The following is a 15,088-nucleotide window of genomic DNA, read 5'->3' on the forward strand; positions in this document are numbered from 1 at the left end:
GTTGAATCGTATGCGTATACTTGTTTTAGCGATTGCTGTTATATCAGTATCCGGATGCTCAATGGGGCATCGTGACCCCGTTGAAATAAAACAGGCCCTTAACCAATCGATCATTGATTCCAATCGCAGCAGCTTGGTCGAATTACCGCCTTCGGTTGAGGCTGACCTAATGCCGAATCTCGTCAATGGGAATGTGTCGACCGATAAAAAGTTGAAACGTTTTCGGATAAAAGCGAATGCGGTGGATGCGAATGCATTCTTTACCAGTTTGGTTAAGGGGACTCAATACAGTGTTGCCTTGCACCCTAAGGTCACAGGGAATATTACTGTGAATTTGACGGATGTGACTTTAGATGAAGTGTTGGCGGTAGTGCGTGATATCTACGGCTATCAAATTGAAAAAAAATCTAAGGTTATTCAAGTCTACCCCGCCGGATTACGTACCGTTACTATCCCCGTTGACTATCTGCAGTTTAAACGCAGCGGTCGTTCACTGACGTCGATCACGACCGGATCGATTACGAACGAGAGTTCCTCCAGTTCATCATCATCATCGACGTCTGATTCCTCCAGCTCTACCAGTAGCAGCTCGTCGAACGGAGGAACAGAAATAGAAACCACCAGCGAGAGCGATTTTTGGCCTCAGTTGGAGCAAGCTGTGAATCATTTAATTGGCACGGGACAAGGTCAAAGTGCGATTGTGACGCCACAGGCTGGTGTGATCACTGTGCGGGCTTTTCCTGATGAAATACGTGAAGTTAAAGACTTCATTGGTGTGTCGCAACAACGGGTGCACCGTCAGGTGATCCTTGAAGCGAAGATCCTTGAGGTAACCCTGAGTGATGGCTATCAACAGGGCATAGATTGGTCGAAAGCGTTTACAGCAAATGGCACCAATTATACCTTTGGTCAAGGTTCTGTAACCTCAAGCTCACCCACGACGCTTCCTGGACTTGATTCGATAGGCACGCTTCTCGCGGGGCAAACGAACCTTGTGATATCGAGTGGCAGCTTTGATGCTGTGCTGAGTTTTATGGCGACTCAGGGAGATTTAAACGTGTTGTCCAGTCCAAGAGTAACGGCCTCAAATAATCAAAAGGCGGTAATAAAAGTCGGTAACGATAGCTACTACGTCACAGATTTTTCAACCAATGTCGATTCTTCAAGCTCAACGTCAGTCACCAGTACTGACGTTGAAATCACGCCCTTTTTCTCGGGGATATCGTTGGATGTGACACCACAAATTGATGATCAGGGGAATGTACTGCTTCACGTCCACCCAGCGGTTATCGATGTTGATGAGGAAAGTAAGTCGATAACGAACGGGTCGGATACCATTACCCTTCCGCTGGCGACCAGCTCTATTCGTGAATCAGATTCCGTGATCCGTGCTCAGGATGGTGATGTGGTGGTGATAGGCGGGCTGATGAAATCGAACACCTTAGATCGAACATCCAAGGTTCCGTTTCTGGGAGATATCCCGTTGCTAGGCCATTTGTTTCGTAATACGTCAAAATATACGGAGAAAACGGAGTTAGTGATTTTACTCAAGCCAACAGTCGTCGGTATTAACACTTGGCAAAAAGAGTTAGAAAAATCACAAGATTTGTTGAATCAATGGTTTCCAGACAAGCCGTAACTCGCTATGTATTTGGAGCATTTTGGTTTTACTCAACTCCCTTTCAACTTGACCCCGAATACGGCTTTGTTTCTCGGGCTTGAACCTCATTATGAAGCGATTCAGACCGTTCAATCTGCAATTGAAATGGGCGAGGGGATGATTAAAGTCACAGGAGAGGTCGGCACGGGCAAGACGATGGTGTGTCGTATCCTAGTTAATCAGCTTTCACAAGACATTCAAATCGTTTATTTGCCTAACCCTGCCCTAGATGGCGAAGAGTTGCGAAAAGCCATTGCTGTGGAGCTAGACATCAAGGGGTCTGACCAAACGACCCTAGTCGATGAAATTCAGTCTAAACTTATAAGATTGGCGAGAAATGAAATCCGAGTTGTTGTGTTTGTCGATGAAGCGCAATCCCTTAGTGATGAAGCGCTTGAGGTGCTGCGATTGTTTGGCAATCTTGAAACAGAGCAAAACAAACTATTACAAATTGTCTTGCTAGGGCAACCTGAATTGGATCAGCGATTGGAACACTATCATCTTCGACAGTTGAGACAGCGTATTACCTTTAGTGCTCAACTGAGGACGCTCACCTTGGCAGAGGTCGTCGCTTACATCGATAACCGGATAGACAAATCCGGCGGCAAGCCTCGCTTGTTTAGGCTGAGTCAGAAAAAAGCAATCTGGAAAGCCAGTCGTGGTATTCCAAGACTGATTAACCAAATTTGTCACAAATGCCTAGTCCTGTCTGCCAGCGAAGGAAGGGCGGATGTTGGTAATGAGCATTTATATCGTGCCATTCATGACACTTATGATTGTTGTAAGCCAAAATTTAAAAGCCCGTTGTTTTGGGGATGGAGTTTATCATGAGTACGATCAATACCGCTCTTTCCGAACTTGCAGATAAAGCGGGTCATCAACAAGGTCAGGTTGAGAGGGCAAACATTAGTCCGATTGAGCCAGTAAGGATACTTCCTTGGATTGTCGGCAGTGTGACCTTGAGTCTCGCGCTCGGGGGTTGGGCTGTTTCCTCGCAAGCGCCTGTTGGTGAAGTACGTCCCGTTGAGGTAGAAGCTTTTCCTTTGCACAAGCAAGCTTCACCAGAGGAATATACAACCTCATTGGACACCACGACGGAGGCCCAATTGGCAGAAAGAGAATGGTCGATGAGAGAGCAACCTAATCCTCTGCCTGCTTCAGTGCCGAAGTCGACGCCATTAGACCGTTCTGCTGCCCCGTTACTTCAACCAGTGCCTGCCGACGTCAGCGTTTCACGCGGGGAAATTGTGGTTGAGCACGTAGAACTGACGCCTCAGCAGTTGGCGGACAAAGCTCAGATCAGAGGACAAAAAGCGTTAGACAGCAATAATCTGAAACACGCCCTAGACCATTATCATCAAGCGTTGAGGTACACACCTGATAGCACACCAGTTAGGCAAACGCTGTCGGCCTTATATTATGGAAAAGGGGAAGTAAGAAAAGCCGTAGATATGCTGAGTAAAGGCGTCCAAAGGAATAAAGAAAATGTTGAACTACGTCTCTCACTCGCAAGGTTACTTGTTAAAGAACAACAAAAAGAGGCGGCATTAACAGCGTTAGTTTTCGAGCCCAAGAAAGCCAGCGTCGACTACTTTTCTCTGCGCGCAATCCTTGCGCAGCAAACAAGGCAAGACGCCCTTGCCTTGGATAGCTACCAAAGTCTCGTGGCACTTGAGCCGGAAAGTGGCCGCTGGTGGCTAGGCTTAGGGATTCAGCAAGAACGTGCACTTAATTTACCTAAAGCTGAAAAAGCGTACCAGCAAGCGTTGTTAAAGCTAGGGTTGTCCAGCCAGTCTCAGCAGTTTATCCGTGACCGATTAGCCTTGATTCGCCGTCTAGAGGAGCCGCTCATTGCAAATTAAACTTAGAAAGCGCCTGGGTGATCTTCTGGTGGAAGAGGAAATCATTACCGCGCAGCAAGTCGAAGAAGCGCTGGCGGCGCAAAAGAGTACCGGCAGAAAGCTGGGCGCGACGCTTATCGAGCTGGGTTTTTTAAGCGAACATCAAATGTTGACGTTTTTGTCTCAGCAGCTTGACGTCCCTTTGATTGATCTTAGCCGAGCAAATGTTGATGTTGATGCGGTTCAGCTTCTTGCCGAAGTGCATGCAAGACGATTACGAACGCTCGTGATTAGCCGACAAGGCGACACGGTACGAGTGGCGATGAGTGATCCTGCGGATCTGTTTGCTCAAGAAGCTTTGATGGGGCAACTACCCGAATTTAGAATTGAGTTTGTCATCGCGCCAGAAAAACAATTGGTTGATGGCTTTGACCGATACTATCGAAGAACCAAAGAAATTGCCTCGTTTGCCGAGCAACTTCAAGCTGAGCATCAGGTCAGTGATGCGTTTGACTTTAATGTTGAAGATGAAGATAGCGATGAAGTGACGATCGTTAAACTCATTAATTCCATGTTTGAAGATGCGATTCAAGTGGATGCTTCCGATATTCATATTGAGCCGGATGCCGGCGTACTGCGGTTGCGTCAACGCATTGATGGGGTGTTACACGAAACGTTATTAAATGAAGTCAATATTGCACCCGCCTTAGTGCTGCGTTTGAAACTGATGGCCAACCTTGATATTTCTGAAAAGCGGCTGCCTCAGGATGGACGATTTAATATTCGTGTGAAAGGTCAGTCGGTGGATGTCCGCATGTCGACCATGCCGGTGCAGCATGGTGAGTCCGTGGTGATGCGTTTGCTGAATCAGTCTTCAGGGGTTCGTAAACTGGGTGATTCTGGTATCCCTCAACATTTGTTGCTGCGTCTACGCCGTCAGTTACGTCGGCCTTATGGCATGATTTTGGTGACTGGACCAACCGGATCAGGGAAAACCACCACATTGTATGGGGCTTTGAGTGAACTCAATGAGCCGGGAAAAAAAATCATTACGGCTGAAGACCCAGTAGAGTATCGTTTGCCTCGCATCAGTCAGGTGCAGGTCAATGCCAAGATTAATTTGGATTTCTCCACTGTTCTTAGAACATTCTTGCGTCAGGATCCCGATATTATTCTCGTGGGTGAGATGCGTGACAAAGAGACCGTTGAAATAGGCCTAAGAGCGGCGTTAACTGGCCACTTGGTCCTCAGTACGTTGCATACCAATGATGCTGTGGATAGTGCGTTGCGAATGATGGACATGGGGGCCCCTGGCTACTTAGTCGCGAGTGCGGTCCGTGCTGTTGTGGCTCAGCGCTTGGTGAGAAAAGTGTGTCCAGATTGTAAGGTGGATGATGAGCTGGAAGAAGCTCGAAAACAATGGCTGGCACAACGTTTTCCTAATCAAGAACAGAACACCTTTGTTAAAGGAAGAGGGTGTCAAAACTGTAACTTAACTGGATATCAGGGGCGAATTGGCGTGTTTGAAATGCTGGAGCTGGAACAGGATATGATGGACAAGCTAAGAGCAAATGATGCCGTGGGTTTTGCAAAGGTAGCTCGCGAGTCTGCTCATTATAAACCGTTATTGGTTTCAGCCATGGAGCTTGCTTTGCAGGGGGTTGTGAGTCTAGATGAAGTCATGAATCTAGGTGAAGGAGACACTTACGGCTCGGCAGAAGCCTTCGATTTGTAGGATGAATTTATGCCAATATTCAGTTATCAAGGAAGGCATCTGGACGGATCTGAAGCATCAGGTCAGGTTGAGGCGCCTAACGAGGAAACGGCCGCTGATTCATTGGTAAATAAAGGCGTTATCCCTACATCAATTACCGCAGGGGAACAACGCCAGTCCGCTGAACTTGATTTGAAATTGTTATTCACCCCAGCGGTTCCTCTGGACGTTTTAGTGATCTTTTGCCGTCAGCTTTTTAGTTTGACCAAAGCTGGCGTTCCTTTACTGCGCTCAATGAAGGGGCTGGCTCAAAATAGCGCCAACAAACAGCTTGAGGCCGCACTGGAGGACGTAACCCATGAACTCACTAATGGACGAAATCTTTCCGCATCCATGCAGATGCATCCTAAAGTCTTCAGTCCACTGTTCGTTTCTATGATTAATGTTGGAGAAAATACGGGGCGTCTTGATGAAGCGCTGTTGCAATTAGCAAACTACTACGAGCAGGAAGTGGAAACACGCAAACGAATTAAAACGGCCATGCGTTATCCCACCTTTGTGATCAGCTTTATTCTGGTGGCTTTGTTTGTACTTAATGTCAAAGTAATCCCTCAATTTTCTAGTATGTTTGCCCGTTTTGGCGTTGAGTTACCGCTACCGACACGAATATTGATTACGACCTCTGATTTTTTTGTTAACTATTGGGCGTTTATTCTGGCAGGGATCGTCAGCGCGGTTATTGCCTTTAAAGCTTGGGCGCGAACGCCGGATGGACGTGAAAAATGGGATAAATTTCGGTTACGGATGCCGATTATTGGCAATTTGGTCAATCGAGCCCAACTGTCTCGGTTTTCACGGACGTTTGCACTGATGTTGAAAGCGGGTGTCCCCCTAAATCAAGCGTTAGCCTTGTCGGCTGAAGCGCTAGAAAATCGTTTTCTAGAAAATCGCTTGTTGGAAATGAAGTCATCGATTGAAGCGGGAGGCACGATATCAGCAACGGCCAGCCAGAGTCGGGTTTTTACGCCTTTGGTTCTGCAAATGCTCTCTGTCGGAGAAGAAACAGGCAGAATTGACGAACTGTTGCTTGAAGCCTCGGATTTTTATGACAGGGAAGTGGACTACGATTTAAAAACGCTCACAGCAAGAATAGAGCCCATTTTATTGGTTATTGTGGCAGGCATGGTTCTTATCCTAGCATTGGGTATTTTTTTGCCAATGTGGGGCATGTTAGATGCTATTCAATGACAGCGCCGCGAATTATCTAAAAAGGTCGCGTGTGGTTGTTTGGGCATTGATAGTGATTGTTCTAGTACTGAATTTTGTCTTTATGTTAGAAAGCGTAGAACAGAATATTGATGAGACGGCTTATCTGCTCGCCAGCAAGCGGATTATTGACAGAGCAAGTTTTTACAAACAAAAGTGGCTAATAAATAAACAGCAACATACACTTACTGTTGAAGGAAAAAAAATAAGATTTTCAGCGTCGGGGTGGCCATTGCCGGTAATGTCAGGAAATAAAACAGATTGTGAGTATTGGTTGTCACTGCTGTATCCTGAGAAACGCATCTTAGATTCACTTCCGGCTAGCATTGAGGAAAACACAGGGTTTGGTGACTATCGATGTGTCTACACTTACGATTCAAGTAAGTCTATTCACATACAATTGGTTGATCATCGCTTTTCAGTGAGTATTGGTTTCGCTTTAGACTGAGAGAGTCATATCTCTTTAATGGCTTTAATTTACCTGTTAAGGGAATGAAACACGTAATGTTGGGTTTTGGAGCATGGTAAGTAAACAAACGGGTTTTTCCTTGGTTGAACTTATTGTCGTCATCGTGGTGGTGGGGTTGCTAGCCGTTGCTGCTCTGCCTCGATTTTTGGATGTCACCGATGAAGCCAAAAAGGCCAGTATTGAAGGTGTGGCGGGCGGATTTGCGACGGGAGTGCTGTCTGCCAGAGCGCAATGGGAGGCCGAAGCAAGGCCTTCTGTTTCCGTCAGCACGGAAACCTATAATACCGTGAACTATGATGGTGTGTCATTTTGGCTGACACGCTCTAAAGACAGCAGCAATGCTGATACTGGGTTTCGAGACGGCTACCCGTTTGGACTCAATACTGATAACAGTAGTTTTCCTGCCAGTCTGACTGACCAAATTTGTATTGATATGATGGAAAACCTACTTCAAAACCCGCCTAATGTTGACACGACGGTGAATGCGACAACCAATTCAAATGCGAAATATTCGGCGCAAGCGGATGACGCCAACGCCACATGCACCTATATTCAGAAAGAAGGGGGGACGGGGCATCAGTTTGTTTATGAAGTTCAAACAGGACGAGTGACCGTGACCTTGCAGTAGAACTGCAAACATAAGAGAGATAGTAACTATGAAAACACAAAGTGGTTTCACCCTTATTGAATTGGTGGTCGTCATTGTTATTTTGGGAATTCTGGCTGTGACTGCGGCACCTCGTTTTCTCAATTTACAGGGCGATGCACGTCAAGCTTCTTTACAAGGCCTTAAAGGCGCGATTGATGGCGCGGCTGGCATTGTCTATGGCAAATCCGCCATTGAAGGCGAGGAAGCCGTGTCGAGCGCACAAACATCAACGGGCATTGATACCGTTTATGGTTACCCTGCAGCGACAACAACGGGAGTGGTTGCTTCTGTCACGGGATTAAGTGCTGACTGGGACTCGTTTGTTTCTGGTTCGACCGTTGGCTCCAGAGCGCTATTGGCAACGTTCGAAGATTCAACCTTGACCGATGCAGCAGGCGTTGCGGCAACCAACTGTTATATTAGTTATTCCGAAGCGACAAGCGCGACGGTATCCTACTCGATTACCGTGACACAATCGGGATGTTAAAGATAAGGCCAGCCACTGGCCTTGTCCAATTTCAATTTATTGTCGTTACTCAGCTCTAGGTTCTGGGTAAAACTCACGGCTGTTCACCTCATTTGACGATTTTCTCTCTTATACTTTGATCACGGAACGCGTGATTGAGGTATTTATGCTTGCTCAGCCCAATCGGGGCTTTACTTTGATTGAATTAGTGATGGTTATTGTCTTACTTGGGATAGTGTCTGTCTATGCCGCGAGTCGCTATGTCGGTAAAAGCAGTTTTGATGCTCAATTACTTGAACAAGAAGTCCTATCCTCGCTACGTTTGACACAACTGAGGGCGATGAATCGCAGCGGTTTGTGTAGCCGTTGGTTGGTCGATAGCAACCGAGCGATCCATGTCTCTCCTAGTGTTTCGTCTGCAAGTTGTGTGCTGGTGTTCCCTTCTGATACGAGTGACAGCAGTTTTGTGGATGCAAGTAGTGAGGGAGTACAACTATCGCTCACCACAGAAGGGGCACAAAATTATGTAGATTTCGATAATTTAGGCCGCTCCGCTCAATGTGTTAATAGTGCGTGTAGTGTCTCTATTCAGGGGCAGTCTGGGGATAGCCGATTAATATGTATTAACACTGAAGGAGGGATATTTGCGACGAGCTCAACGTGTTAAGCCACTCGGATTTTCTCTGCTCGAAATGGTGGTGGTGATTGTCATTATCGCGATTGCGATGGGCGGAGTGTCAATTGCTTTGTTTCCTAAGGGTAAGCAAAGTGCTGAGCAGGTATCCTATGTCAAAGCAGCTGAACTTGGACGTGCGGTGATGGATGAGGTATTAGGTCGTAACTTTGATCAAAACTCGGGTGTAAATGGCGGTGTGCCTGAATGTGTGATAACCACGACAGTGGATCGGGTGCTTTGTACCCTCGCCATCAATCTTGGCCCAGACTCAGGGGAAAGTGATCGCACACTCTATAATGATGTCGATGATTTTAACGGGATAAATGGGCCGGTCAGTGATGTTTTAGGCGCAGATATTAGTAGTGAATATCAAGATTTTACGGTCGCTATTCAAGTTTTTTATGAAGAAGAGACGAGTAACGACATGTCAGGCATCGCTTCTTCATCCCTCACTCACTTCAAGAGAATTAATGTCACCATTACTGACCGTCAAGGCAACGATTATTCGTTTGCTGCGACGAAAGGCAATTTTTAATGCGTGGGTTTACGCTAATTGAAATGGTGGTGTCGATTACTTTGCTGGGGGTCGTTGGCCTTTTTCTTGGCGAAGTCGTGCGCCAATCACTAGTGCTGTATTCTGATTCGTCTTCCCGCGAGGCGTTGATTCAGCAGGGCCGTTTTGCCACCGAAAGGCTGCGAAGAGAAATCCGAGAAGCGGTGCCCAACAGTGTCACAGTGGCGAACAATTGTATTGAAATTTTACCCATCATTAATAGTGCGCTTTATACGGATCTGCCCACGCCCTCTGCCGCCTCTTCGTCCATTCGTGTGCTGCCTGTTGTGAAGCAAATCACGGCTGGCGAAAGAGTCGCTGTTTACCCAAGTAATGCCAGTGAGTTGCGTCAAGACGTTGATGGAACTGGCCAAACGGCTCAGGTGAGCACCACTGTGGATTTCACTCCGCCCAATGATGCGCAAATGGTGGATGTTTCTTTGACGCTGAGCACGGGTTTTGAAACGAGCAGCCCTGCAGAACGCGCCTACTTTTATCAGGAGCCCGTCGCGTTTTGTTTGGTCGGTAATGAGCTATTACGCTATTCCGGCTATGCTTTGAATAGAGCGTCGTTGACACCGACGCTCCTCGGGACGGGGGTGAGGGTTGCGGGTGATTTAAGCCAAGTGAATTTCGTTGTTGCGGACCCGCAGTTGCAGCGCAATGGTTTGGTGAAAATTGAGCTGACGTTTACCGATAATGGGGAAGTAATTAGGTTTGATCATGATGCACTCATTTACAACACACCATAAGCAAATGGGCAGCGGATTGATGCTGGTTGTATTTATATTGGTGGTGATTGTCGGCTTCATTGCCTCAATAGCGGTCCAGAATCAGCAACGTAGCAGCGATCAATTGATTGCTTCGTTAATTGGTACCCGTGCAGAAATGGCCGCGCGTTCAGGCTCCCAAATTGAAATCAGCCGGTTCTACACCACAGCGACCACGGGCAGCTGTCACTCGTCTTCATCCCAAACCATCACGTTTCAGAATCAAGGATTATCTCAGTGTACAGCGACAGTGAACTGCACTTCTTTGGGCATGCTAGATGACGGTAGTCAGCTCTACCAGTTGCAGTCTACAGGGCAATGCACCGTTGGGGAGTGGCAATTGCAAAGAATCATTGAAGTAGGAGTTAAAGGGTGAAAAACATCAACGTAATCGTGTGTGCATTGATCGGATTGGTGTTGTCAGTCGAGGTTCTTGCTTCTCCCCTTTGTTCGGTATCCTTTACCGATCCCCCTAGTGGCAACCAGATGCCCAACGGTATTGTCCCATCATCGGATATTCTTAACAATAAGCTCGGCGATCTCGACTGCTATACCTCAGGGGGGAGTTATGAATGCTTAGAAGGCGGGGTGGTTCGCTCGAATAACTTCGCGCCAGGAGATTACAGTTACAACGCTGGACTTTTCCAAAATGGTTCTAAGCTGACCACCAATGGCCAGACTACCCGCTTGTATTTTGATTCACTTCAATTGATCAATTCCGAATTGAATTTGGGGGGCGCGGCAGAAAATTTGTTTATCTATGTAGCAGGAAGCTTACAACTCGCTGGCCAGACTAAAATAAACGGTCTTATCTATGTGGCTGGGAGCGTTCAGGTGACTGGCAATGCAGAGGTCAGTGGCGGAATCGCATCCGGGGGAGCCATCTCTCTTTCTGGAAATAGCACGGTGACGGTCGACGCCAATGCGATAGACAACGCAGAGATGAATGACCTGTGTCAAAACAGTAAAACACTGCAATGTTTCAACGATGATTTTAGTGCAACACAATTGTCAGATTTATGGGTAACGTCAACCAGTAAAGGTACCTTCAATCCAAGTATTCAAAGTGGTCGGCTGAGGTTTACTATAGCGGTGCGGGATCAGGCAACATCATCGACTTACCAGCGATTTTTCCCTGCGGCGGACAATTTAGTCGAAGTTGAGTTCGATCATTTCGCTTACGATGGAACTGGCGCTGATGGTATTGCGATTGTTTTATCCGATGGCTTGGTTACACCGAGTGCGGGCGCTTTTGGTGGGCCGTTGGGCTATGGTTTTAAACCCAATGAGCCTGGTTTCGCGGGTGGGTGGTTAGGTATCGGTATTGATGAATACGGTAATTTCTCCAACGAGGGGGGGCAGGGGGCTGAACCGGGACGCCGAAGGCAATCCGTTGCACTGCGAGGGTCCGGTGTTGATGAAACGGGTTACCGATATTTAGCAGGGGCCTGTAACAATGGTCAAACCAACCAAAACGGTAACTGCTTATCGCCCACTGTCGATGACAATAACTCTGGGTCAGTACATCGATACCGAATCACTGTGGACTCAAGAGTTGTGGGCGAATCGCAAGTCGAAATCTTGCGCAAGATTGGGTCTGGCACTTGGCAAACAATTGTTGGGCCAATCAATGTGCTGGATGCTCAATATAATCAGGAAGCCGTTCCGGCTGACTTTTTACTCTCTGTTACAGGCTCCACTGGAAGCGTCACTAATATTCATGAGATTGATAATTTTGAGGTGTGTGCGCTGAAGTCGCGGCCAGTCACGGATCAAATTGATCATTTTAGGCTCACACATTCAGGTCAAGAGCTGACCTGTAATGCAGAATCAGTGACGGTTCAAGCTTGTTTAGATGCATCATGCAGTCAGTTGTATACCGGAGCGGTGACGGCCAATTTACTGCCCTCAAGTGTTTCCGGCGGAGGGGGTTGGGTTGGTGGAAGTGGCGTCAGTTTCTCGGGAGGTTCTGGGACTTTTGACGTGCGTAAAAACCAAGCGGGTACTTTGACGCTAGGTGTCTCAGGCTCGACACCTCCGGCAAAGCCGTTTTCAACCAACCTATGCAATACAGGGAGTGGTTGGAGCGAAAACAACTGCGACCTTACCTTCTCCGACAGTGGTTTTGTGTTAGAGGTACCCGATCAGATTGCGAATCAGGCCGTAACCGCAACCATTAAAGCGGTCAAACAAAGTGACAACTCGCAGCAATGTGTTCCTAGCTTTGCCAGTGTTTCGAAAAACCTCGATTTCTGGAGTAGTTATCTAGACCCGCTCAGTAATGAAATTATTGGTACCCCACAGGTGTTGATTGAGAGCAGTGCGATAGGCGCCAGTGAGGCGGCTGCCACCAGTCGGAGTATTACATTTAATAGCTCGGGTGAATCATCGTTCAGTGTCAATTATCCCGATGCAGGTTTCATGCAGCTTAATGCACGTTATTCGGGGACAGGGGATGAGCAGGGGCTAGAGATGGTGGGCAGCGATAACTTTGTCAGTTTCCCCAAGTATCTGAGCTTGACCGCTGAGAACGCTTCTGGCACGGATGGAGCCTGCGCCACCGCGGATATTTCATGTAACGTATTTGCCGCTGCTGGTGAAAGTTTTAACCTGAAGCTGACCGCTTATGGAGAAGGTGATGGCGTGACACCCAATTATAAACACAGTAGCCTTGCCATTAGCCACAGCCTGATAGAGCCTTCAGGTGGAAGCGTGGGTAGTCTCGGAGTAAGCACTTACAATCAAATTCCTCAAACTGGCGGAACCAATAACATTGCCCAAACTATTTCAGAGGTTGGTGTGTTTGATTTTACGGTTACGCCACCGAGTACGTTTAATGGCAGTACAACTTTTACTATACCAGCCGCTTCAACGGGAAATAGTGGCCGGTTTATCCCCTCGTATTTTAACGCCACAGTCGGCACACCCATATTGAGTGCTAAATGTGTGACTTTTACTTATATCGGCGAGTCTTTTGAATACAGCACCAACCCTGCCGTGACGCTTAACCCCGTTGCAGAGGATGGTGTCGCGTTGCAAAACTATTTAGATGTTAACTGGTGGCGCTACAGCAATCCATGGAGTACCCGAGCTTATGCAACCGCTTCGAGTAACAGTCTAACGATGACCTATGATGGGACGTCTTCCAGTGTCGATCGGGTCAACACGTTAACCAGCATCATTGAGCTCAATGGGGACGTAATGACTTATGTTAAGCCTTCTGTTGCGGTTGTTCCTTTTACAGCGGGGTACTCTCTTACTTTGAACGACACTGATTTAACTGATAGTGACGGAGTGTGCTTTAAATCATCCAATAGCGGTTCTTGTTTAGGACTCTCATTTGACAATGTTGATAGTATGATGGAGCTGCGTTGGGGGCGTCTGAGCATTAATGACTCATATGGATCGGAGTTGAGCGCTCTCAGGCAAACCTTGGAGTTACAGTATTATTCGGCCAATCAGGCATTTGACACTAACACCGCAGACAATTGTACGAATTTTGCTGATGTGAACAACTTTACAATGACTTCTACGGATTACACCGTGGTTACCTCAGGTTCACCGACACCGCCGCAAGTGAATGCGTCATTGCCGTCGACCACCGCATCCAACGGCGAGACCTACCTTGAGTTCAGTGCACCTGGTTCGGGCAGTACAGGAAAGATCACAACGTCTTTTAATATGGAAACGCACAGTCTCCCATGGTTAAAACAAGACGAAGACAACAACGGTACTTTTGAAGATTCGACATCAGGGTTAGTTCAGTTTGGTCTATATCGTGGTAGTGATCGTGTCATTTGGTGGAATGAGTTGGACCAGTAATGGCATTAATTTTCGACTTTCGTTAGGAATCTGTTAGAAATTGCGGGTTTTAGCCCATGTTTATAGTTCAATGCCTTGCTGAGATCGCAAGGCATTGGTACATTTAGTGCAGTTTTCTATCTTCTAATTCTTTCAGGACGAGCGAAGAATATGTTCAAAAAACTTCGTGGCATATTTTCTAATGACCTATCCATCGATTTAGGTACTGCCAATACTCTTATATATGTCAAAGGGCAAGGTATTGTTCTAGACGAACCTTCAGTCGTTGCTATCCGTCAGGATCGTAACAGAGCAGGCAAAAGCGTTGCTGCTGTGGGACATGCAGCGAAACAAATGCTGGGCCGAACTCCAGGTAATATTTCAGCAATTCGTCCAATGAAAGATGGCGTGATCGCCGATTTCTATGTGACTGAAAAAATGCTGCAGCATTTCATCAAACAAGTACACGACAATAGTGTATTAAAACCAAGCCCTCGTGTTCTCGTCTGTGTGCCTTGTGGTTCTACACAGGTTGAGCGTCGAGCTATTCGTGAATCTGCATTAGGTGCAGGCGCGCGCGAGGTGTATCTGATTGATGAACCTATGGCTGCGGCAATCGGCGCGGGGCTGCGTGTGTCTGAGCCCACAGGTTCAATGGTTGTCGACATCGGTGGCGGTACCACTGAAGTCGCCGTGATCTCCCTGAACGGAGTGGTTTATTCATCTTCTGTGCGCATTGGTGGCGATCGTTTTGACGAAGCTATCATTAATTATGTGCGTCGTAACTACGGTAGTTTGATTGGTGAAGCTACGGCGGAAAAAATCAAGCATGAAATCGGTTCGGCCTATCCTGGCGATGAGGTCGAAGAAATCGAAGTGCGCGGTCGTAATCTCGCTGAAGGTGTGCCTAGAAGCTTTAGTCTTAACTCTAATGAGATTCTAGAGGCCTTACAAGAGCCGCTAACAGGGATAGTGTCGGCTGTGATGGTTGCACTTGAGCAATGTCCTCCAGAGCTCGCTTCTGATATTTCAGAAAACGGTATGGTTCTGACGGGGGGCGGAGCGCTTCTTAAAGATTTAGATCGACTTCTGACCGAAGAGACTGGCATTCCCGTTGTTATCGCAGAAGATCCGCTGACTTGTGTCGCGAGGGGCGGTGGTAAAGCGCTTGAAATGATCGATATGCATGGTGGCGATCTATTTAGCGAAGAATAATCAATTGA

Annotated in this window: 14 protein-coding genes; all 14 read left to right on the plus strand. The window is 47.2% G+C overall.

Annotated elements, in window-relative coordinates:
• Nucleotides 1–10: 10 nt before the first annotated feature.
• Nucleotides 11–1,639, plus strand: coding sequence for a pilus (MSHA type) biogenesis protein MshL (gene mshL / locus HLM86_RS13350; RefSeq protein WP_170883123.1), 1,629 nt, complete (start codon nucleotides 11–13; stop codon nucleotides 1,637–1,639).
• 6 nt (nucleotides 1,640–1,645) lie between these two features.
• Nucleotides 1,646–2,491 carry an ExeA family protein gene (locus tag HLM86_RS13355; protein ID WP_076589461.1) on the plus strand — a complete coding sequence of 282 codons (846 nt, stop codon included), beginning with the start codon at nucleotides 1,646–1,648 and terminating at the stop codon, nucleotides 2,489–2,491.
• Entirely contained in the window at nucleotides 2,488–3,522 is a 1,035-nt protein-coding gene (locus HLM86_RS13360) for a tetratricopeptide repeat protein (protein ID WP_170883125.1), read from the plus strand. The genes HLM86_RS13355 and HLM86_RS13360 overlap by 4 nt, the downstream gene beginning before the upstream one ends.
• A complete protein-coding gene (mshE, locus tag HLM86_RS13365; RefSeq protein WP_170883127.1) occupies nucleotides 3,512–5,236 on the plus strand; it encodes an MSHA fimbrial ATPase MshE in 1,725 nt (574 codons plus the stop codon). Before HLM86_RS13360 ends, mshE begins: the two co-directional genes overlap by 11 nt.
• 9 nt (nucleotides 5,237–5,245) lie before the next feature.
• The gene (locus tag HLM86_RS13370) at nucleotides 5,246–6,463 is read left to right on the plus strand and encodes a type II secretion system F family protein (protein WP_076589464.1); all 1,218 of its coding nucleotides are present in this window, start codon (nucleotides 5,246–5,248) and stop codon (nucleotides 6,461–6,463) included.
• Nucleotides 6,450–6,929, plus strand: coding sequence for an MSHA biogenesis protein MshF (locus tag HLM86_RS13375; RefSeq protein WP_170883129.1), 480 nt, complete (start codon nucleotides 6,450–6,452; stop codon nucleotides 6,927–6,929). Before HLM86_RS13370 ends, HLM86_RS13375 begins: the two co-directional genes overlap by 14 nt.
• A gap of 73 nt (nucleotides 6,930–7,002) precedes the next feature.
• The gene (locus HLM86_RS13380; RefSeq protein ID WP_076589466.1) at nucleotides 7,003–7,578 is read left to right on the plus strand and encodes a prepilin-type N-terminal cleavage/methylation domain-containing protein; all 576 of its coding nucleotides are present in this window, start codon (nucleotides 7,003–7,005) and stop codon (nucleotides 7,576–7,578) included.
• Nucleotides 7,579–7,606: 28 nt separating this feature from the next.
• Complete coding sequence (locus HLM86_RS13385) at nucleotides 7,607–8,086, plus strand: prepilin-type N-terminal cleavage/methylation domain-containing protein (protein WP_076589467.1); 480 nt, start codon at nucleotides 7,607–7,609, stop codon at nucleotides 8,084–8,086.
• A 145-nt stretch (nucleotides 8,087–8,231) separates the two neighbouring features.
• Complete coding sequence (locus HLM86_RS13390; RefSeq protein WP_170883195.1) at nucleotides 8,232–8,732, plus strand: pilus assembly FimT family protein; 501 nt, start codon at nucleotides 8,232–8,234, stop codon at nucleotides 8,730–8,732.
• Complete coding sequence (locus tag HLM86_RS13395) at nucleotides 8,710–9,276, plus strand: prepilin-type N-terminal cleavage/methylation domain-containing protein (protein ID WP_076589469.1); 567 nt, start codon at nucleotides 8,710–8,712, stop codon at nucleotides 9,274–9,276. Before HLM86_RS13390 ends, HLM86_RS13395 begins: the two co-directional genes overlap by 23 nt.
• Nucleotides 9,276–10,046 carry a PilW family protein gene (locus HLM86_RS13400; RefSeq protein ID WP_076589470.1) on the plus strand — a complete coding sequence of 257 codons (771 nt, stop codon included), beginning with the start codon at nucleotides 9,276–9,278 and terminating at the stop codon, nucleotides 10,044–10,046. Before HLM86_RS13395 ends, HLM86_RS13400 begins: the two co-directional genes overlap by 1 nt.
• Nucleotides 10,018–10,440 (plus strand): MSHA biogenesis protein MshP, encoded by a 423-nt coding sequence (locus HLM86_RS13405; protein WP_076589471.1) that lies wholly within the window; start codon nucleotides 10,018–10,020, stop codon nucleotides 10,438–10,440. Before HLM86_RS13400 ends, HLM86_RS13405 begins: the two co-directional genes overlap by 29 nt.
• Nucleotides 10,437–13,886 carry a DUF6701 domain-containing protein gene (locus HLM86_RS13410; RefSeq protein WP_290310308.1) on the plus strand — a complete coding sequence of 1,150 codons (3,450 nt, stop codon included), beginning with the start codon at nucleotides 10,437–10,439 and terminating at the stop codon, nucleotides 13,884–13,886. The genes HLM86_RS13405 and HLM86_RS13410 overlap by 4 nt, the downstream gene beginning before the upstream one ends.
• Nucleotides 13,887–14,036: 150 nt before the next feature.
• Nucleotides 14,037–15,080: a rod shape-determining protein gene (locus tag HLM86_RS13415; RefSeq protein ID WP_004747218.1), complete on the plus strand. Its 1,044-nt coding sequence runs from the start codon at nucleotides 14,037–14,039 to the stop codon at nucleotides 15,078–15,080.
• Nucleotides 15,081–15,088: the final 8 nt, after the last annotated feature.

Origin of the sequence: Vibrio ostreicida (assembly GCF_013074385.2) — a bacterium.
In the GTDB taxonomy this organism is placed as follows: domain Bacteria; phylum Pseudomonadota; class Gammaproteobacteria; order Enterobacterales; family Vibrionaceae; genus Vibrio; species Vibrio ostreicida.